The sequence below is a fragment of the Arenibacter sp. F26102 genome, from assembly GCF_023015865.1.
Taxonomy (GTDB): domain Bacteria; phylum Bacteroidota; class Bacteroidia; order Flavobacteriales; family Flavobacteriaceae; genus Arenibacter.
Genome location: NZ_JALKBC010000012.1, coordinates 26,746 through 49,002 on the forward strand (window position 1 = coordinate 26,746; position 22,257 = coordinate 49,002).

Genomic DNA, 22,257 nt, shown 5'->3' on the forward strand with positions numbered 1-22,257 from the left:
TACTTTTAGTTTTTTTGCAATTGTTTTAAACGCTGAAAGGCCCAATAGGCAGTAACAAAATAGAGTATTGTACAAATGAATGCGTATTGATAAAATTGTGCGCGATTTGCTATATAAATATTTTCATCAGCACTACCAAAAAGCACAATACAAGCCAATATCATGGTTATGATAAGGGCAATTATTGAAATAATTTTTAAAATTCCTGAAAAAATGGAAGTATCTTTTATATGCTTCTTTTCCAATTTTCCTTTTTCCTCCTGAAAATTTGCAATTTTTTCATTGCGCATTTTTTCCTGTTGCTCTGCCTCAGGATAGGATTTCTTGGCACCATAACGGGCAGCTAGGAAAGTATAAACTAGGATTGTGAAAACCCAGGTGGGGATAAAGAGATAGAAGAAGGACATTACGTTAAGGGCGTTCAACCCAAAACCGAACAACAATCCCAATGCCCATGAGGCTACAGCCGGAGTGCTGAAGGTTAAATTACGATAGGCCGACCAATACCTGGTAAATCCTATTCTTGGGAAGATCTGATGTTCGGCGAATACGATAGCACCTACAGGAACAACCAATAATCCGGCGTAGGTCAATAGCGGAAGTATTTGTGAAAACACAAAAGGAAAGCATGCTATTACGATAGTTATTAAACCGACCACTATGGTAGTTGTCTTTCGGGAGTGGTTGTAGAAGATAGCTTGCGCTGCCAACCCGGCCCTATAAAGGTTGGTAATGGCGGTAGTCCAACCAGCCACAATAACAATGACGAATCCAGACCATCCCAAAGCATAAAAGGCAACATCACCGGGATCGAGTTCCACTATGGATTTCCCTAAGATCACTGCCGCTCCTGCCCCCATAATACCGGCGGCGATCCATGCTACATAATGCCCAAACATCATTCCGGTACTTGTAGCCAGCCCGTATATTTTCTTTTTTGCGAAACGCAGAAGGGCCATATCAATTAGACCGAAGTGGGTAATGGTATTGGCTGCCCAGGCAAATCCAATCACCTCGATCAGGCCAATGCCCGGTTCCCCGTTACTATCAATTCCCGTCCAGATGGATTGATTGCCCAAGGCTACAAAATCATCCCAGCCAGATGGTATGGTCTTCGCCAAGACATCAAGGGATAAGGCAGGTAAAAGTACCATGGCACCACTAGTAAACATCACAAATAGCCAAGGAGCACAGATTCCGGAGAATTCGGAAACTGCATTAAAACCATATAGGGCTATGGATACCACCACTATACCCACCCCAAATACAATCAGAATAAACCAAAGATTGGTGGGGTACCAGTTAAGTTGTGCGGGGATATCAAAGGCAAAACGAACCGCCGTTGCCGATACGGTGATCATGGCAGCGGAGATGACTGAAAAGATGATCACATTCGCCCAATTGTAAAGTTTGGTCATGGAATCGCCCGCAATCTTGTTAAGATAGGTGTAGAGACTAAGTCGGGTGTCAACTGCAATAGGGGAAGTAATGAAGGTCCAGCTGAGCACGGCCAAAATATTGCCAATCAATAGTCCCAATAAAATGTCCATTGTTTTTGCCCCCAGTGCCACAAATGTTGCCCCAATAACAAATTCGGTAGCGGCTACATGCTCGGCGGCATATAGTCCGGCAAAATGGGTCCAATCATGTAATTTATGTTTGGGGACTGGTAGCTGTTCATCTTCTAGGTTTTCAAATTGTTCAAAATCTTTGGTCTTGTTCATATTTTAAGTAAGTGTTGTATCAGTTGTTGCAATTGATTTGGTTTAAGATAATAAAACTGGACTGGTGGCCTAATATCGGAAAAATGCTTGATAAATTTCATAAGGAACATCAAGTTAACAAAAAGGAGATAGTTTTCGGTTAAAAGATTCATTCGTCTTAACGATTGTTCCATTAAAACCAATTTCTTTTAGGACAAGGGTTCAATGATTTGCACAAAAAATTTCAGTCAACTATTTGCTCCGTTTGTGATCAGAATCCATCCTTTATGCCAGATGATAGGTGATTTTAACCTTATTCCCTTCAATAAATGATATAGGCACGATTAATATAGTTATTGCCATGCTTAAGTTGTACATTCAATAACAAACCAAAACATGATCATTATGAGACAAAAAATTGGATTATTTGGAATTTTAGTAGGTATAGCTATGACCTTTGTTGCGTGCTCACCGGCCGAAAAAAAGGTAACAGTTGATATGGAAAAAATAACGAGCGAAATTCAAGCTATGGAAGACGCATATTCGGCAGGTGAAAAAGCCAAGGATGCCGATGCCGTTGTTGCCTATTACAGTGATGACGCCATCAGTTATAGCCGAAATAGACAGCCTCTTGTGGGTAAGGCGGCCATAAGGGAATATATTGCAAACAATATTGCAAAAGATACAACAGACAATTACAGTGTATACAAAATTGTGGACCTATTCGTAGAGGGGGATTCAGCGGTTGAGATAGGGTCCTGGACCGATTTTGACGCTTCCGGTAAGCAAGTGGAAAATGGAAATTATATGTCGTATTTTCAGAAACGGGACGGCAAATATGTTTGTATCCGAGATATGAGCACAACTACTAAAGCTGTTAAGTCTGGAATGTAATTCAGAAAACACTTCTGCTATTTTTATTGATTTTTCCAAACTTTTAATTAATAATTGGTGGCGGACAACTCTAACAAAAATTGTCCGTCAACCAATTTAATTTGGATTTACAGGTTATTTATCCAGGGTTTGACACTGAAACAAGCCAATTTCCAATTTATTTACGACTGCCCAATTCCAGCAGTCACATTTTTGGGCTTAATGGAATTTTCTTGAATCCAATGCTAGTTAGCTATTTAAAACTAACGATTCTATTTTGGAAGAGATGAGAAGCAGCAATTACATGAGCCCATGGGTATGGTTGGCTTTATAGTTGTTCTAGAATGGACATTCCTTTTGATTTGTCCCCTGAAGTCCATTCCCAACTTTCGTGCAGACGAATTTTACCATTCGGCAGAACTTCCGGTTTTGAGAAACAAATTCCCGTCATTATTTCGCCTTTGGTGTTTATTTGGTGATAGCTCATTTCAATATTTCCGTTTTTGTCCACCAGTCCAATTAAATGCCCTTTAACAATTTGTCCACCACTATAATCTGAAGTCAAAATTGGGCCATTTTGATTATACTCAAAAATGGTATCTTCTGATGTCTCTCCATTTTCAGAATTTTTAATGGGTCTAAAAGCTTTGTTGTTATAATTCATTTCATTTTCTCAAATTATATACTTTTCAATTGTGGAATGTAATTCACAATAGTTTGTATGTAAGTTATACATTAAGCGCTACAGTACCTGCGGGATAGGTAGATCTCCAAGCAAAAGGGCTCTCTATGGGCGCAATTTAATAAGTAGAGACTTTTACATCCCTGAACATGAACGGATTACTGCTTATAATCAAGTCCTTGCCGCTGGCAGTGGTAACATTTTTAAGAAAGATTTCATTGGTTATGACATAGGGAAACTTCTCTTGATAGGAATCATCGGTCATTTCTTCATTAAAATCCTTAAAAATGGCTGGACCCAGGTAATCTTCCGGATGATTGGAATCATCTATATAAAGGTTTTCTATGGTGATCTGTTCGGGCATATAACAGGTGTAGCCAAAATCGTGCTGCCCAGAATAGGAACCACCTATTATGCTGGCACTACTAGGCTTGCCTCCTTCAGGCACGAAAATACAGTTTCGTATTACAATTTCTCCCTGCCAGGTACTACCATAGTCAGAGCGCAGGTTAATTAGGTTCCTTCCTTGGATAGTAGTGTTCTCAACGGTTAAGAGCCCACTACCAATGGCATTGATTCCCATATGTCCCAAAGTAGAATTCTTGATAGAGGCATTGGCAACCCCTTTGTGGGCATCAAACCTGGAAAAGGTACAATTGTCATAGACAAGATTTTTGGAGTAATTGGAACTCTGTATCCCCCAATATGTTTTGTCGTTGATATCATTGGTCTGACTACAGTTCACAAATGATACATTAAGGGCACGGTTGACCAAAATGTCGTAAGTACCCATGGAGACGGGCTTCCCCGCCGAACCAATGGTGCTGTAGGTTTTGTGTCCCGTCAGGATACAGTTCTTAACCATTATATAGGCGCAGTCACGAACAGTGATGAAACCGCCATAGGGCGCGCCATGATCTCCTTCCCCAATGATGCGGTGTTCCAGCCCATCCAAAACCACATTGGAACGCTTGATCATTATATTACGGCTATAATAATCGTACTTGGATTCAGCCTTATTGGCAATGGTGGTAAAACGACCTCCGCTGATGGTTAGTGTTGTCTCGTCCAAGGGTAGGGCAGTTACATCGGTAATCTGATCGAAGTCCCATATAATGGGAGCATCCAAATCTACATTGCCGTTTTTATCAACAACAAATATATCTGTTTGAGTGGATCCATTGTCTTGGTTCAGCCCATAACGGATATAGTGCTTTTGGTTAGAATTTGTAACCGTGATCAGACAGGTTGCTGGTAAGGAAACGTCTATTTTCTCTTGATTCTTCTTAAGTGACGATATCCCCTCAAGTTTAAATGGTTGTAGGCTGGAACTTACCAAGAAAATAGAAGCTTTGTTGTTTTCAACTTCGGTATCGTCAATGAGAAACGTCGCTGTCCCTAAATCGGTATCCGTTCGTATGATGGCGGTACGCTCTTTTCCTCCAATGTAGTAGGTGGCCCCCTCGTCTGCTTTCACCTTAAGACCGTACTGATTGGCGAACGCGTGGGTTGCAGCAATGCCATCTATGTCGTCGGCTTTACCGTCTCCAATGGCACCAAAGTCACTATAGCGGACTAGACCCTTGGCTTTAAAATTAAGGACTTCCTTAGGGGACACGTTTAAATGCAATTCCCCTTTTTTATTTATGGAAACTTGGGTTTTTTTCTTTTTGGTAGTGATCACTACATTTTCCAGTGGGCTTTCGGTCTGTCCCTTGGCTATATGGACGGAGGAAAAGAATAAAATTATTAAAAAGGAATATTTCATCATAAGTTCTTGTGATTGGTCCTCAACTTTAGTGATAATAAAAAAGGTTATTGGTTATTTTGTCTATGCGTAAATTTCATCAAAAACTGGAGAATTTCAAGTATAAATGCAGAAAAACATTTAATTGAATTATAGGTTTTAAAAAGATTCGCACTGGAAAAATAAGAAAAAATGCGAGGATTGAAAGAAATTTAAAATCAGTCTAAATTTTTTTGGATACTTTTTTTATATATGGTTTACCTATCACTTTTTAAGCTTTATATGAACACGCCGCATTGCATTGATGGAAAAAAGTATTGAATGTAACAAGGGGAAATACCCAGTGATTTGCATTAGGCTTGCCTGCCGAAGTTAGGGCCACGGTATCTCCTCTGCTACGTCTTGGTTTCGAAATCAGTTACTATCTAAAAATAAAGATCATGATAACAATTTTTTCTAAATTCCACTCCTTGTGTCTTTATTTTTAGTTGGTATTTCCTGTTCATCTGAAGATGAAACCTGTCAAGTAGACCCTGAAGTATGTGCGTTTTTAAAGAATCCTATTAGGTGGGTTTCTCCTGTCAGAGTTACAGAGTTAAAACCGGACTCCCTAAATGCCGTATTTAAACTCCAGGTTGGAAAAAAAGCAATACAATCCAGACTACAGATCTATATAACAATAATCAGCGAATGCAACATAAAAGTACTAGCAACAAAATGGTTTTTTTATCATTGAGCCATTTCTTAATGGATTGGGTAGCGCGACTAATATGTTTTTCCACAGCCTTTTCCGAAATGTCCAATTGGGAAGCAATTTCCTTATGCCTGTACCCTGATTTCTTGCTAAGTAAAAAGACTTCCCTATTTTTCTTTGGGAGTTGGTCTATTGCAGATTCCAACAGTTTCAATCGTTCTTCCAAAACTGTTTCATCTGTTTCCACAAGATCCATCAAGATGGTATTTTTAAGATCGGCCAGTGCAACCTCTTCTTGTTTGAGCTTTCGATATTCCTTGAGAAAGGTATTATAGACGGATCTATATAGGTAATTCTTTAATGAGGATCGAATATCCAGGGTATCCCTTTTTATCCATATTTTCACTAAGGTTTGTTGCACGATGTCCTCCGCTCGGTCTTGGTCCTTAGTTAAATTATAACAATACACCACCAAATTGGCATAATACATATTGTATATATGCTTATAAGCCCTTTCATCTCCTTTCTTAAGGCTGTCGAGTATTAAAATTTCTTTGTTGTACAAAAGGACAGTGTAGTTATTGAGAAGCCAAGCTATGTAAAATTCTATCAAAATTGGTCCAATTGGATAAAATTTAGAAAAAAATTAATAAAAATTGAAATAGAATGTAGGGATTTTGAGAAAAGAGGGGTCATAGTTATATAAATGATAAATTGGATATGGAAAATAGCAAACTTAAAAATCTAATTCAAAATTTCTTGGATGGAAAAATTGGGGAAGCTGAGATGTACGAATATATTCAGGATTATCCCTTAGAAGAGGTGAAAGAGTATTTTTTGGATTCTATGGAATTGGATTATCTATTGACTAAAAAATATTTGAAGGTGGATAAGGAAAAAGCCTTCAAAAATTTTCTAGAGCAAATTACATTGGAGGTAGAGCAAGTCCCGGCACCGAAAAGAAAAAGAAAGCATGTGTATTTAAAATATGCGGCAATCTTTGTGGGTATAGTCGGATTAGGACTGGGGCTAACTTCTATATTAAGATCCAACGATAGTGAAGAAACTATAACTATTGCAGCCAAAGAGGTGAAACTTAATTTGGGTGACGGAAAAGTTGAGATAATCAAAGAGACAGGTAGTACTAATATTCTGGATTCTGAAGGTAATGTAATCGCTGTACAAACAGGAGAAAAAATTAAATACAAGGCTGTAAATACATCTACAGAAATAAAATATAATGAGCTAAATGTTCCCTATGGAAAGAAATTCGAATTGGAAATGTCGGATGGCACTGTGGTATATGTAAATTCTGGATCTGTTTTGAAGTACCCTACAAGTTTTGCTCCCAAGAATAATAGACAAGTGTATTTAAAGGGAGAGGCCTTTTTTAAGGTCACAAAGGATAAGGAGCATCCCTTTATAGTTAACGCGGGAGCTGTTAATGTTCGTGTGTTGGGTACGGAATTTAATGTATCCGCATATAGTGAAGATGCTGAAACCAGTACAGTTTTGGTTTCAGGCAGTGTACAGTTGTATGATTCCATATCAGCCAATAAGCAACAGACGAACTTACAATTAGTTCCTGGAGAAAAAGGAACATGGAGCAGAGAACAGCAGAATTTTAAAACGGATAAGGTAGATACTTCAATTTATACGGCCTGGATGCAGGGCAGGCTTGTGTTTCGCGACATGCCATTTAAACATATCAGGAAACAATTGGAGCGACGCTATAATGTAACTATTGTTAATTCCAATAAGGTTTTGGATGAAAATACCTTCAGTGGCAATTTTGAGGAAGAAAGTATAGAAGAGATATTGGAAGTTTTGGATAGAACATACGGAATAGAATATTCAGTCAAGGATAATCAAATAATAATAAATTAAACAGCCAAAAACCAGTATAGCCAATGAATTAAAACAGTAAAATTAATTTGTAGGACCAGCCACTAAAAAAAATCGGAAAATGCTCGTAACATTTCCCGACTTAAGGTGTGGTCAAAAAAGAGTGTAACTATTTAATAACCTTAACAAAAGTATGAAAAAACTGATAATAATCGGGTGTTCGTCTATGTTCACCTTAAAGTGGGATCTTAAAATGAAGTTAACTGCATTTTTCCTTTTAGTTTGTATGTTGCAAATTAATGCAACTACTTACTCCCAAAAAACAAGAATTTCTCTAGAAATGAACGATGTAAAGTTAAGTGAGGTACTTAACAGGATCGAAACCATTTCGGAGTTTAAGTTTTTTGTGGATACGAAAAAAATAGATATAAAAAGGGTAGTAGATATTAAGGCCGATAAAGAAAAGATTTTTGATATTCTGGATAAACTTTTTCTAGGTACTAACATTACCTATGAAGTTTTGAAAAAACAGATAATATTAAAAGAAGTTAGAATTAAAACCTCTTCTGCGATAGCTATAGATCTTGGCCAAAGCTATGTTGAAACTAAAAAAGTACAACAGCCTGTAACGGGAACTATAACGGATGATAAGGGGATTCCTTTATCTGGTGCTAATATTTTGGAAAAAGGTACCACTAATGGTACACAGGCCGATTTTGATGGTAATTTCTCTATTGTCGTAGATGATCCCAATGCAATTTTGGTAGTTTCCTATCTTGGATTTGCTACACAACAAGTGGCCCTTAATGGTCGGACTTCAGTCAATATTAAATTGGAAGAAGACGCAGCGGGATTGGATGAAGTTGTAGTAGTGGGATATGGAAGTGTAAAAAAGAGTGACTTAACCGGATCTGTTTCATCTGTTAGTTCAGAAGATTTAGTTGCTTTTCCCGTAGTAGACGCAACTCAAGCTTTACAGGGTAGGGCAGCCGGAGTTACAGTGCAATCCACGAATGGTGCACCTGGATCAGAGTATAGTATTCAAATTCGTGGTAATACCTCAATTAATGCCGGAAATGATCCTTTAATTGTTGTTGATGGATTTATTGGCGGGACTATGCCTCCATCCGAGGATATCAAGTCTATGGAGATTCTTAAAGATGCCTCTTCTACTGCAATTTATGGGGCTAGAGGGGCTAATGGGGTTGTTCTGGTAACCACTAAAAGGGGAGCCGAAGGAAAGGCCCAGTTTAGTTTTTCATCATCATATTCTTCACAGAAGGAAATAAATACGCTAGACCTACTTGATGCAGATCAATTTACGGACTACATCCAAGAACTTTACCCAAGTTTTGTTCCTGAGTTGACTGGTACGGGAACCGATTGGCAAGATGAAATTTACGGACCAGGTGGAGTTCAAAATTATCAACTTTCAGTTGCTGGTGGGTCAGATAAATTAACTTATTATTTGTCCGGGGCAATCTATGATCAGCAAGGTGTAATTAAAGACTCGGATTATAAAAGGTATTCTATTACGTCCAATTTGGATTTAAAGGTGTCAGAGTCTGTAAATGTTGGTTCAAGTTTATTTGCACGACGTACGAATCGTAATGGGGTAAGAACCCAAGAAGGTGGTGATGCTTCGCAAACTGGGGTAGTATCAGGGGCTTATAAATTTTCACCTACCCAAGGGATTAAAGATGAAAATGGCGATTATTCATTAAGTGTTGTAGGTTATCCTATCGATAATCCTTATGCCATGGCGACCGAATACCAGAACGAAGTTGAAAGCGATTTATTTCAAGGAAATGTTTATGCCGAAATTGGTATTGCAGAAGGTTTAAAGTTTAAGTCTACATTAGGTGTAAAGGTGAGTGGTTCCAGAACTGGTCAGTACTACCCAACAACCTTGGAGCGCGGTAGTAGTACAGGGGGAGAGGCTACTCTTACAAATGTTAAGTATACTAGTTTAATCAATGAAAACTATTTAAATTATTCCAAACTATTTGGTGATATTCATGATATATCAGTGATGGCGGGTTATTCTTATCAAAAAGATAGGATGGAGCTTTCAACAACTATAGCTTCTGGATTTATTTCTGATTCTTTTTCATATTGGAATTTAGGAGCGGGTACAAATACACCTTCTGTTGATTCGGAATTGACAAAATCAGCATTTGAAGCTTTCTTTGGAAGAGTTAATTATACATTGAACGATAAGTATTTATTTACGTTTACAGGGCGCTATGAAGGGGCTTCGGTATTTGCAGCAAACAACAAGTATGGATTTTTTCCTTCTGCTGCTTTTGGTTGGAAAATTTCTGATGAAAACTTTTTGGCAGATTCCAACACCATTAGTTTGTTGAAACTACGTACTAGTTATGGTCAAGTAGGTAATCAGGCGATAAGCCCTTATCAATCATTGGCCTCATTTACGGATGTTTTCACAACTGTTCAAGGAAGTACTGTTACCGCTTTAAGGCCTTCAACCATTTCCAATAACGATTTATCATGGGAAACGACCACACAGACTAATATTGGTGTGGATTTTGGAATCCTGGGGAACAGATTTGGATTTACGGCAGATTATTATATCATGAGAACAGAGGATCTGTTATTCGAAGTTCCTACGCCAACTTATACGGGGTTTGAGACACAGTTGCAAAATATTGGGACTGTAGAAAACAAAGGATTTGAATTAGCGCTGAACGCAACTATTCTTCCGAATGATTTCAAATGGAAAACATTTGCAAATATTTCATTTAATAAAAATGAGATTATCAATCTTGTTGAGAACGATACAGAAGGCAATGATATTTATTATTCTTCTGCACCTTTAGCTGGAGCAGGGAATACACAAATATTGAGAGAAGGCCTATCTGTGGGTCAGTTTTGGGGTTATATTTATGACGGAGTTGTACAATCTGCCGATGAGGTACTTGTAGGTGGTGAAGACGTTGGTGGTGAAAAATTCAAGGACCTGAATGGTGATGGTGAACTAACAGATGACGATCGTAGTGTTATGGGGAACCCTCATCCTGATTTTACTTGGGGTTGGAACAATGATTTTAGCTATAAGAACCTAAGTCTTAATATTTTTATTCAAGGATCAGAAGGTGGTGAAATGCTAAATTACTCCCTTATGGAGTTAGGAGCCTTAAACGGAAGAACCAATGTAACGACTGATGCCCTTAATAGATGGACGCCTACAAATACGGATACTGATATTCCTGAGGCAAGAATCAGCAGAAGTTTTGTTACATCGGATAGATGGGTAGATGATGCCAGTTACATTAGAGTGAAAAATATTTCTTTGGGTTATAACTTTCCTCAATCCCTGATGTCAAAAATCCATATGTCATCGGCCCGACTATATATCAGTGGTCAGAACTTATTTACGTTAACGGAATATAAGGGTATTGATCCTGAGGTAGCATATGGCAGTTCCAGTAGTAATCTTGGACTTGACTATGGTAGTTATCCAAATGTGAAATCTTATACTTTGGGACTAAACATTGGATTTTAGTAATCAACAATAAATAAAAATATAATTATGAAGAATATAATAAAATTTTCTGCACTAGCTATTTTGACTTTTGTTGTTGGCTGCGCAGACTTGGATGAAGAACCGGTAGGGACATTGAGTCCAGAGGGTTTCTTTAATACTATAGATGATGTAAACGCCATGACCGATGGAACATACGGTTTAATGGCATCCTCAAATTTTTACGGGAGTGGGCTTACTACGCCATTGCAACTGTCCAGTGATATGGTTGATAATGGATTGGAATTTAGTGATTATACCGAGTTTAGTCCTTTCTTGGTTACCCCTACAAATTCTTTTGTACGTGATTTTTGGGCTACAGCTTATCAAGCTATTGCTACCGCAAACACAGCTATTCAAGGTGTAGGTCTTTTAGGCGAAGACATTGAACAGGAAGATAAAAACGTGGCAGAAGGTGAAGCCAGATTTGTTAGAGGTTTTTTGTATTATCATTTAGTTCGGCTCTATGGTAATCTTCCTTATATAGATAGTCCTGATATTGTTGATCCGTTAAGCATAGAATTATCATCAACAGATGAAATATATGTGAAGATTATAGAGGATATGACATTCGCCTTTGAGAATCTGGAGATGGATTCACGCGGTAGTGTAAGGTCTAGACCATCAAAAGGAACAGCGGCTTCATATTTAGCCTCTATTTATATGACAAGGGAAGATTGGCAAAATTCTTACGATAGTGCTAAATGGGTAATAGACAATTCAGGAGCATTAAACTATGCATTGGTGGATGATTTTCAAGATCTGTTCAGGGAAAGTGAACAATGGGCTTCCCAAGAGTATATTTTTTCAATTGATTTTACAGGTAATCAAACAGGGGAAAATCCAAATCCAGCCACCTATGAAAATGATAATAAGATCGGTCCGTTTAACGGTGTTGAAGGTGGTGCAAAGCCAATTAGGGGATGGAGTATGCTTGTTCCTCATATTAACGTGTACAATAGTTGGGATTCCAATGATTATCGACTAAAAGTCAGTATGGCTGATTCGTTGATATTGAGTGACGATACCGAAATTGTCAGGCCTTTCACTGAATTTGAGGTGGCTAGACCCCATATTGCAAAACACAATAGATTTCCAGGAGAAGGAAGGACCACTGCCGGATGGAGATCTGATTTTGACCACGCAGCTTTTAGGTATGCCGAGGTGTTGCTTATTGCCGCAGAATCTGCGAATGAATTAGGTCTTTCCCCGGAAGCAATAGGTTATATTAATCAAATTAGAGGTCGTGCCAGAAATGGGGGAACAATTGATTTTTATGGAAGTGGTTATGATAGTTACGCTCCTTCAATATATCCTGCAGATGTTATGTCGGGAACAGGTGCAGATGATTTACGAACCATAATTTTGGAAGAAAGACGCATAGAATTAGCATTTGAATTTAAAAGATGGTATGACATTGTACGTAGAGATTTAGGAAGTGAAGTCTTTGGTCCTAGCGGATTGGAACCACAATCGAATTTTAGTGAGTTTAGATACTTGTGGCCAATTCCACAGGGCGAAATTGACAAAAATCAGAATTTTGTCCAGAATCCAGGATATTAAGAATTTGTTTATTGAGTTAGTTTATTGAGTTAGTTGTTAAAAGGCATTCTCATTCTCACGTAGAATGCCTTTTTTTTTAATCGTAAAAATTGGAACTCAGGCTTACTGGATGCGCATTAAAAATCAATATTAAAAATGAATAAATACATCTTAATATATCTGCCCATCGTATTCGCGCTTTTCTCTTGTAAAGGGGATTTACAACAACAGCCATCCAAACATAAAGTTGAATTTTTGCCCTTAGAGGTAAACCATGAAGAAATTCCTGTTGGATCCAATGTGATCGCCATCGTCGGAGTGTCACTTTTTGACGGATTGGAAGATTCCACCATTCATAATTCTACTGTTATTGTTCGTAATGGGCTAATTGATAAAGTAGGTCCAGAAGATGCGCTCGATGTCCCGGAGAATGCTGATGTTATTAAAGGTGACGGTCTTACCTTAATGCCGGGTTTGATCGATGCCCATTTTCATTATGACCACGTTAAACATTTCCCTACAAAATTCGTTCGTAACGGAGTTACTTCGGTAAGGGACCCTGGGCAATGGATAGAAGCGTTTGATTTTGAACGCGGAACCGGTGATCCGCTTCCCAGATTGTTTTTAACGGGACCACATATAGATTCACCTCCTCCCACATGGCCAAAGGATTCCTATATGGTCAGGGATAAAGCTGAAGTTAAGGAGGCAATGGATTATCTGATCGGTGAGAACGTTTCCGCTATCAAGATTTATCATAGATTACCCCTTGAGTTGATCAAAGAAGTATGTGATATAGCCCATGCACATGGCCTTCCCGTAACCGCTCATTTAGAGATTACGGATGTTCGTCAAGCAGTATTGGCTGGATTGGATGGGGTTGAGCACGTAACATCTCTTGGTACGGCCTTAGTCTCCAGAAAAAGAGCTGAGGAGTTCCGTCAAGGTATGCTTGCCAATAATAAGGCAAGACTATCCGGTAGATTGGAAATGTGGAAGGATATTGATGTAAATGGTAAAAGGGCTGATTCCTTGATCAAATTCTTTGAAGCAAATCAGACTTTCCTAACACCTACTTTAGGACCATATGAATACAAAATTGAAGGGGAAAATAAAGATTCTATTGCTTTGATTGCTTTTCAAAATATGAGCGGTTTTATCGGTAGATGTGCCAAGGCCAATGTAAGGATCGCTGTAGGGTCTCATGGACCATGGGTTCCTTATGCAGAAAAGGGTTGGTCATTTCAACACGAAATGGATTTACTGTCCAAGACAGGAATGGATAATGTTGAGATTATGAAGGCATCTACGATTGAGAATGCTAAATTTTTAAAGATAGACCACCGCCTTGGAAGTATTGAAAAGGGTAAACAAGCAGATCTACTTTTAATCAAAGGTGACCCAGTGACCAATATCAAGGACATGTACAATATTGAGAGGGTAATGTTAAACGGGATCTGGCTTGATAAACAATAATTCAAAGCCCATTTTTAAAAATTGAAATTTTACCTTGGACCAAAGTGAGTACATGATTTTTTAAAAGAATTTAATTTTAGATTCCTGTCTTTATAACTATTGCCTGCACAATCTATTTAGGTAGTTGGCCAACAATCTATAGATTGGGGTGGTTAGGATGGTGATGCCTATCAAAAATCGAAATCTGCGGTAAACAATGCTACAACAGTCACTTTAGTGTTGTTTGGACAAAGGAAATGTATTTTTTATAAAAATTTATAAATCAAAAAAGTGGCGTTAAATGCTCATATAACTAGAAGGACAGTTGGTGAGAACGGTTATTTTGTCAATTGACCGTTTGGTCTGGGCATAGACACTAAACCACAATAAGTAACTAGCTATTGGCGCTTTTGAGTTTGAGTCACGAATTAACGTAAAAGGTTTTAATCTTCGGGAAATTCTTTATTACAGGAATCTCGATTTGGTTGAACATTAAATAATTAATAAGACTATTTAAACGACATAAAATGAATTCTAAAAATATACTTTTTAAATCATCTTTTTATGTGTTGTTTAGCGCAGCACTCACGTTGTTTTCCTCTTGTACGGATAACAAGGTTGTTGCGGATTTAATTATTACAGAACCCGCTGGGATAACACGTGATTTGGAGTACGTAGAAGTTAAAATCCCTATAGAACCACTTCGTCTGCAGAATAAGGCGCTTTTCTTAAGAAATAGCCAAGATGGAAATTTAATAAAGGGGCAGATATTAAATCGACCTAAGGCATTAAAGGATTCCAATCTTGTTCATTGTTTATTTCCAATTAGTATTGGAGCAAATGAAACGAATGAATATGATATTGTACTTGAAAATGACGAGAAAACGCCTACCGAGCTTATATCGAAAGGGGAGGGGTTAAATCTTAGTATTGAAAATGAGTATTATAAGGCAGATCTTGGCTCCAAAGAATCTTATAACAATACCCAATTAGATCCGGGACAATTAACTTCATTAGTATTTAAAAAGTACAATGGAATAACATTGGAACGAGGAAATATTAAGATGCATTGGGCGCCTAGCTTTCAAAAGAAGGGTATGGAGTATAAAACAATGGGGCACATTAAAGAATTTGATTCCATATATATAGAAAAAGGCCCATACATGATTTCCGTATATCGTTCCGGAAAAGTTAAAGGTTATGAGGAAATTCAGGTGCAAGGGGAATATAAATTCTATGCAGCTAAGCCTTATTTTCGGTTTTCTTCGGAAATGACAATGGTCGATAGTTTAACTGTAATCATGTTAAAGAACGATGAAATGACCATGGATAGATTTTTTACTCATGCAATTTTCCCTCTTGCCAATGGAAAAGTAAAGTCTGTACCCTTATATGATAAGCTCCCTTTAATACCCCATTATTCAATTAAGGAACTTATGAAGAAACCAATTGATACAGATACCAAATGGTTTGGTTTTTATAATGATAGTACTAAATATGGGTTGGGAAGTCTACGAGTGCGATTTGATTATAAAAATCTAAGTGGCGGTTTGTCCCCCATGATCGATGCGCAAACCAAAATTACATACGCCCATAATGAGGGTAGATATTGGGACAGGAGATTCGTAGATGATGCAGAATTACATACGCCCAAAGGAAGTAGGTACTTTGAAGAAAATGTATATGCCATTTTTGGAGTCGATAATGAAGCCCCTTCCAAGGAAATGGAAAAACTATACGAACAATTGTCAAATCCTGTTAGAGTAAAGTGTAACCCAATAATAAAATGATGGTATAGAAATGTTATTTCCCAGATGGGATATAATATATGTGACCCAAAACAAAATTTTTGGCCGTTAACCCAATGTTTATAAATTCTTTTTTCAATACAGCAAACTAAAAAAAATGTACTGTTCCCCCACCAGATATAGGAAAATCCTACAAAGGAGTGAATTAAAGGGCAGCTCATAATTTTCTTATAAATAAATTCTATGAATTTCAAAATTAAAAATTTCCTCAAAGCCTTGGGGCCTGGTTTTATCATAGCAGCCGTTGTTTTAGGCCCTGGCAGTATCACAGTTTCCTCCAAGATTGGTGCAACACATGGTTATTCCTTACTATGGGTAATTCTGATTGGCGCTATATCTATGAGTGTTTATACCACTATGAGTGTGCGTTACGGTGTTTTGCACGAAAAATCATTGCTTACGATGATTTCCGAAAAATATGCCAAGTGGTTCTCAGTCGCCATTGGTATATGCTCGTTTTTAGCAGCCTTAAGTTTTCAATTTGGCAATAATCTAGGTGTCGGAATGGGTATGCAGACTTTAACCGGTATCAACGAAACTGTTTGGCCACTAATATTTACACCATTGGCCATTTTATTGGTATTTTACTCAAAAAATTTATACAAGGCACTTGAGCAAATAATGATGTTCATGGTAGTCATCTTGATTCTTGCTTTTATAATAAACCTTGTTTTTATAAGACCTGATCTTGAAGCTGCCGCAATGGGCTTTATTCCAAGAGCCGTATCCGGAGAGGACTTTAATGAAATAGCGGCCCTGGTGGGGACTACTTTTGTACTGCATAATGCGTTTTTCCAATCCTATCTCGTACAGGGAAAGGGATGGAAGCTTGCCGATATGTCCAAAAGTATAAGGGACACCAAAATTGGTATTTTTCTTCTCGCTTTAATATCTACTTTGGTTGTTATTACGGCAGCTGCAACCTTAAAGCCACTTGGAATATCGGTGAACTCGGCAGCTGACATGGCAATCCAATTGGAAATGCTGCTAGGAAGCTATGCCAAATACATATTTGGATTCGGCTTTATAGCGGCTGCATTTTCTTCCCTAGTGGTAAATGCGGTCACTGGTGGCGGATTGTTGGCGGATGGCATGGGAATGGGGAGTTCAATGAACGAGAAAATGCCCAAGGTATTTACAGCTGTAATACTGCTTGCCGGAATGGTTATAGCCGTGTTTTTTAAAGGAAATGTAATTTATGCACTAATAATGGCCCAAGCATCTTCTATACTAGGCGTACCCCTTATAGCCATTGGCTTGTTTCTAGTTCTTAACAACAAGGACATCATGGGCAGGTATAGGAATAATACCCTACAGAATTTAATGGCCCTGGCAGGGTTCGTACTCATAAGTGTCTTGGTGTATTTTATGTATGGAAAACTTATTGGGTATCTAACCATGTAAAATGTATTGAAATTTAAAAGCTATAATTAATATTTAAGAACGATGATAAAGACATATCCTGAAATTTTTAAGAACGAAGAAGAACTGGAAGAAGCCATATCAAGACCAACTCCAGAAGTAGTAAAAATGATGGAGACACTCGAAGGAGATATAATCTTTTTGGGCGTTTCGGGAAAAATGGGCATTTCAATGGCCCATATGGCCAAAAGGGCCTGTGATATGGCGGGTGTAAAAAAGAGAATAATCGGTGTTTCCAGATTTAGCCAAACAACAAATAGGGACTATTTGGAATTACTTGGGATAGAAACGATAGCTGGGGATCTAATAGATCAGGATTTTATAAAAAGCTTGCCAAAAGTAGAGAATGTAGTTTATTTGGCGGGCACCAAATTCGGGACCCAAGGCAATGAACCCTACACTTGGATAATGAATTCCTACATGCCGGGCCTAGTGGTCGAACAATATAAAAATTCACGTATAGTGGCCCTGTCCACAGGTTGTGTTTATCCTTTGGTCAATATTGATTCCGGTGGATCGTTGGAATCTGATCCGGCCGTCCCTATTGGGGAATATGCACAATCATGCCTAGGTAGGGAACGCCTATTTCAATATGGAAGTTTGGAAAACAAAACACCAATTGCATTGATCAGGCTCAATTACGCGGTGGAAATGCGATATGGCGTTTTGGTGGATATTGCCCTAAAAATTAAAAACAACGAACCAGTGGATGTAACAATGGGATACGCCAATGTAATTTGGCAGGGAGATGCCAACGCCTACGTATTGCGGTCCCTACAGTTGTGTAAAAATCCTGCCCGAATATTGAACCTCACGGGGCCGGAAAGAATTTCGGTATACGATGTGGCCATGAAATTGGGAAAACTTATGGGTAGGGAAGTGGTTATAACAGGGAAAGAAGATGAAGTAGCCCTTCTTTCAAATGCTTCCCAAATGGAGAAAGAAATGGGCAGCCCTGAGGTTTCCGTTGATATAATGATTGCTTGGGTCGCCGCTTGGGTAAATTCAGATCAAAGGGTTCATGGAAAACCAACACATTTTGAAGTGAATGATGGTAAGTATTAATGAATGTTGATCAAGGACATACCCTCGAACTAAATTATTTAAAAGAATATAAGAATGGCTGCTAAGGGTAGTAAGCCAGAAATAGAAGTTATTAATTTTAGCTAGTACATATGAACAATAATATAATATCCACAAAAGCAATGCAGTTGCTTCATGAGGGCGCGGTTATTCCGGCACACCCTTTGGCTTTAGATAAACATAGAAAGTTAGATGAAAAAAGGCAAAGGGCCTTGTCTAGATACTATCTGGATTCCGGAGTAGGAGGTTTGGCTGTAGGTGTTCATACAACCCAATTCGAGATTAGAAAACCTGATGTAAATCTATTTAAGCCTGTATTAGAGTTGGCGAAAGAGGAAATTGATAACTACGCTTTAAAATCGGATAGGCCGATTATTCGAATTGCGGGTGTAATTGGAGATACCAACCAAGCACTAAAAGAAGCTGAATTGGCCGCTGGACTTGGGTATCAAGCTGTTTTGCTAAGCCTTGCCTCGTTGCCGGATGCTTCCAATAAAGAATTATTGGATCACTGCAGGGCGGTATCCGAGGTAATACCAATAATCGGGTTTTACATGCAGACCGCTGTAGGTGGGCGATATTTGGATTTTGATTTTTGGTATGAGTTTGCTCAGATCGAAAATGTTGTGGCCATTAAAATGGCACCTTTCAATAGATACCAAACTTTTGATGTAGCACGTGCTGTTGTTGAATCTGGTCGTGCAGAACAAATTGCCTTATATACGGGTAACGATGATAATATATTGGTGGATTTGATGACCGAATTTCAGATTCAGTCCAATGGTGAGGTCATCAAAAAGAAAATTGTAGGAGGGCTATTGGGGCATTGGTCCGTATGGGCAAAGGAGGCCGTTACTCTTTTGGCAGACATTAAAAAAGGTACGTATTCCAATGATTCGGGGAAGCTTCTGACCATGGCTGCGAAAATTACCGATAGCAACGCTGCATTCTTTGATGCTGCCAATAATTTTTCAGGATGTATTGTGGGCCTACATGAAGTTTTAAGGAGACAGGGTCTGTTGGAGGGGATATGGACCTTGAACGAGAAGGATAGTTTAAGCGTTAAGCAAAAAGCGGAAATTGATAGGGTTTATAAAGCCTATCCTGAATTGAACGATGACCATTTTGTGTCTGAAAATGTAGCGGCGTGGCTTAAATAATAGATGGATATGGATATTAATCTGAAGAATATTGATTTCAGACAAATGGAGGAGGCCGATATCTCTGGGGCAATGCAATTGGTGCTGGCGGAAAATTGGAATCAAACCAAAGAAGATTGGCAAATGTTTCAGGAGCTAAATTCTAATTTATGCCTGGTGGCAACCTACAATGGCACTATAATAGGTACGGTAACTGCCATTAATTTTAAAGATCAAGTTGCTTGGATAGGAATGATGTTGGTATCCAAGAACTTTCGAGGCATGGGAATTAGCAAGTATCTGTTAAAGACTATCATTGATAAATTAGAAGGTTGCAGAACTATTAAACTAGATGCTACAGCAGCAGGAATTCCTGTATATAGAAAATTGGGGTTCCAAGAAGATTTCGAAATCAATCGTATGGTAACAACCAATTTTATTGGGGATACCAAGGGTGAAAATATAAATACCGTTAAACCCATATCCCTAGGGGACATGGAAGAAATATTAAAGTTTGATATAAATATTTTTGGAACGGATAGGTCTGACTTGATCAATTCCCTTATTAATAGAACCGTTGATAATGCATGGTGTATTGTAAGAGACGAACGTATAGTCGGATATGCGCTGGGCCGGCCCGGACTTAATTTTTTTCAATTAGGTCCGCTTATAGCGGAAACTCCTGTAGATGCCATAAACCTTATGGAAGTGATTCTGGAGCAATTTGTGGGTCAGCCCCTTGTTATCGATGTTTTGCACGATCAGGTAGAGCTTAAAACGCGATTGGCTTGCCTAGGGTTTTCTTATCAACGGTCCTTTATAAGAATGTATTTAAAAGAAAACTTATATGCGGGATGCGTAAATAAGCAGTTTTTAATTGCAGGTCCCGAATTGGGTTAGTATATTTAGCAAGGAATTAGAAGAATATAAATTAAATATTGAAATCATTCATAAGTAATAGTCTTTCTTATACTTTTGTTTTGTGAAATGATTGATTGGAGAACTTGATGTTTTCTTAGGTTTGGAATAGATGGTTAATATTAATAAATAGTATGAATTTAAAACCAAATATTATGGCAGTAAGGCTCAGTCCTTATGTTTTATTACTGATATTATTAAATTTTTCCTGTGGGGAAGGAAATAAAAAAACACAGGAAGATTCATCTTATCAGAAGCATTTATTTAAAAAAACTTTAGAGACTTCCCAATTGGCTGTTTCAGTTGTGGCTTCAAATTTGGATTACCCTTGGGACCTTTGTTGGGGTAATAATGAAGGTAATATATTGTGGTTCACGGAAATAAAGGGAACGGTCAACCAGTTAAATACAGATACAGGGGAGATAAAGACACTTTTAAGTTTAGAGGATGTTTTGGTTAAAAAATCTTATGGCCTTTTAGGTTTTGCTGTACACCCGGATATAGAAAGTAACCCCTATGTTTTTTTACACTACGCCTATTTAAGGAATGATGAAATACGTACTAAGCTGGTCAGGTATAGGTATAGCAATGGTGGGTTGGAAAGTCCAAAAATATTATTGGAAGACATACCGGGAGCTACGTATCATAACGGAAGTAGGATTGTAATTTCCCCCAATAACAAAATTTTAATAAGCCTGGGAGATGCGGGAAGGAAAAGTTTGGCCCAAAGTACTAGTGCAATAACGGGAAAAGTTTTAAGGTTAAACCTTGATGGATCTATCCCGGACGATAATCCAATTAAGGATAGCCCTGTATGGTCATGGGGGCATAGAAATCCCCAAGGTTTAGTGATGGGGAATGGTAAGTTATATAGTTCCGAGCATGGGGAAGCCAATGATGATGAATTGAATATTATAGAGCCAGGAGGGAATTATGGATGGCCAGACGTAACGGGTTATTGTAATGAGCCCTATGAAATAGCGTATTGTAAAGATTCTACAATTGTTGAGCCTATTAAGCAGTGGACTCCAACCATTGCACCTTCAGGTATTGCATACTATGGTTCAAATGCTATTCCGGAATGGACCAATAGTATTTTGGTAGGCTCCTTAAAAGGTGCAAGCCTAAGAGTCTTAAAACTTTCTTTGGACGGTACAACTGTGGAAGATGAGTTTGTTGCTTTTAACCGACAGTTTGGACGGATTAGAGATGTAATAGCCGCGCCAAATGGTGATATTTATTTATGTACTAGCAATAAAGACTGGCATCCGAAAGCCAATCCAGAATTTTATAGTCCTGATACCTTACCTTTTAACAATGATGATAAAATAATCAGAATTCATCAAGCAAGTGATGATTTGAGAGATTTGCTTGTAGAGATGACTGAAAAACAAACTCCTGTTGATAAAGTGGCTACGTCCGATATGAATGGATCTTTACCTGGCGAAGGCATGGCAATCTATCAGAAATTTTGCGCCTCCTGCCATAAAGCCAATGGGTCGGGTAGTGAAGGCTTTTTTCCTCCTATTTCCAAAACAGAGGGGGTTGCTAATAAAGATAGGTTGATTAAAACGGTTGTAAGTGGTTTATCAGGTCCATTGGAGGTTAAAGGGAAAATCTATAATCAGGAAATGCCCAGTTTTAAATTTCTGACGGATAAAGAATTGGCAGATGTGCTTACCTATGTTAGGGCCTCATTTGGAAATGGTCATCCTAGTGTAATTGAAAAAGATATAAGCGAATATAGGGCCTCACTTCAAAATTAAGTATTGGAAATAACTATTTTAAAATTTAAATATATA

15 protein-coding genes are annotated in these 22,257 nt (G+C 38.2%); 11 read left to right on the plus strand and 4 right to left on the minus strand.

Annotated elements, in window-relative coordinates; translation table 11 throughout:
• Positions 1-5 precede the first annotated feature (5 nt).
• Positions 6-1,724 (minus strand): hypothetical protein, encoded by a 1,719-nt coding sequence (locus tag MWU78_RS16160; RefSeq protein WP_246999600.1) that lies wholly within the window; start codon positions 1,722-1,724, stop codon positions 6-8.
• A gap of 384 nt (positions 1,725-2,108) precedes the next feature.
• On the opposite strand from MWU78_RS16160, the gene MWU78_RS16165 reads away from it, so the two are divergent.
• Positions 2,109-2,597 carry a nuclear transport factor 2 family protein gene (locus MWU78_RS16165; protein WP_246999602.1) on the plus strand — a complete coding sequence of 163 codons (489 nt, stop codon included), beginning with the start codon at positions 2,109-2,111 and terminating at the stop codon, positions 2,595-2,597.
• A 307-nt stretch (positions 2,598-2,904) separates the two neighbouring features.
• On the opposite strand, the gene MWU78_RS16170 is transcribed toward MWU78_RS16165, so the two are convergent.
• The 3 genes from MWU78_RS16170 to MWU78_RS16180 all read right to left on the minus strand — a co-directional run bounded on the left by MWU78_RS16170 (position 2,905) and on the right by MWU78_RS16180 (position 6,312).
• A complete protein-coding gene (locus tag MWU78_RS16170) occupies positions 2,905-3,240 on the minus strand; it encodes a n-acetylglutamate synthase (protein WP_246999604.1) in 336 nt (111 codons plus the stop codon).
• Between the two features lie 136 nt (positions 3,241-3,376).
• Positions 3,377-5,029 carry a hypothetical protein gene (locus MWU78_RS16175; RefSeq protein WP_246999606.1) on the minus strand — a complete coding sequence of 551 codons (1,653 nt, stop codon included), beginning with the start codon at positions 5,027-5,029 and terminating at the stop codon, positions 3,377-3,379.
• A gap of 659 nt (positions 5,030-5,688) precedes the next feature.
• Positions 5,689-6,312: an RNA polymerase sigma-70 factor gene (locus tag MWU78_RS16180; protein WP_246999608.1), complete on the minus strand. Its 624-nt coding sequence runs from the start codon at positions 6,310-6,312 to the stop codon at positions 5,689-5,691.
• 107 nt (positions 6,313-6,419) lie between these two features.
• Here MWU78_RS16180 and MWU78_RS16185 point away from each other — a divergent pair, with 107 nt between their 5' ends.
• The 10 genes from MWU78_RS16185 (at position 6,420) to MWU78_RS16230 (ending at position 22,221) form a co-directional block, all read left to right on the plus strand.
• A complete protein-coding gene (locus MWU78_RS16185; RefSeq protein WP_246999610.1) occupies positions 6,420-7,586 on the plus strand; it encodes a FecR domain-containing protein in 1,167 nt (388 codons plus the stop codon).
• A gap of 151 nt (positions 7,587-7,737) precedes the next feature.
• A complete protein-coding gene (locus tag MWU78_RS16190) occupies positions 7,738-11,070 on the plus strand; it encodes a TonB-dependent receptor (RefSeq protein WP_246999612.1) in 3,333 nt (1,110 codons plus the stop codon).
• 27 nt (positions 11,071-11,097) lie between these two features.
• Entirely contained in the window at positions 11,098-12,651 is a 1,554-nt protein-coding gene (locus tag MWU78_RS16195) for a RagB/SusD family nutrient uptake outer membrane protein (protein WP_246999614.1), read from the plus strand.
• Between the two features lie 135 nt (positions 12,652-12,786).
• Positions 12,787-14,106 carry an amidohydrolase family protein gene (locus MWU78_RS16200; protein ID WP_246999617.1) on the plus strand — a complete coding sequence of 440 codons (1,320 nt, stop codon included), beginning with the start codon at positions 12,787-12,789 and terminating at the stop codon, positions 14,104-14,106.
• Between the two features lie 506 nt (positions 14,107-14,612).
• The gene (locus tag MWU78_RS16205; RefSeq protein WP_246999619.1) at positions 14,613-15,875 is read left to right on the plus strand and encodes a hypothetical protein; all 1,263 of its coding nucleotides are present in this window, start codon (positions 14,613-14,615) and stop codon (positions 15,873-15,875) included.
• 201 nt (positions 15,876-16,076) lie between these two features.
• On the plus strand, positions 16,077-17,297 hold the full coding sequence (locus MWU78_RS16210) for an Nramp family divalent metal transporter (RefSeq protein ID WP_246999621.1): 1,221 nt from the start codon (positions 16,077-16,079) through the stop codon (positions 17,295-17,297).
• A gap of 42 nt (positions 17,298-17,339) precedes the next feature.
• Positions 17,340-18,380: an NAD-dependent epimerase/dehydratase family protein gene (locus tag MWU78_RS16215; protein ID WP_246999623.1), complete on the plus strand. Its 1,041-nt coding sequence runs from the start codon at positions 17,340-17,342 to the stop codon at positions 18,378-18,380.
• A 110-nt stretch (positions 18,381-18,490) separates the two neighbouring features.
• A complete protein-coding gene (locus MWU78_RS16220) occupies positions 18,491-19,558 on the plus strand; it encodes a dihydrodipicolinate synthase family protein (RefSeq protein WP_246999625.1) in 1,068 nt (355 codons plus the stop codon).
• Between the two features lie 9 nt (positions 19,559-19,567).
• Complete coding sequence (locus MWU78_RS16225; RefSeq protein ID WP_246999627.1) at positions 19,568-20,437, plus strand: GNAT family N-acetyltransferase; 870 nt, start codon at positions 19,568-19,570, stop codon at positions 20,435-20,437.
• A gap of 173 nt (positions 20,438-20,610) precedes the next feature.
• The gene (locus MWU78_RS16230) at positions 20,611-22,221 is read left to right on the plus strand and encodes a PQQ-dependent sugar dehydrogenase (protein WP_246999628.1); all 1,611 of its coding nucleotides are present in this window, start codon (positions 20,611-20,613) and stop codon (positions 22,219-22,221) included.
• Positions 22,222-22,257 lie beyond the last annotated feature (36 nt).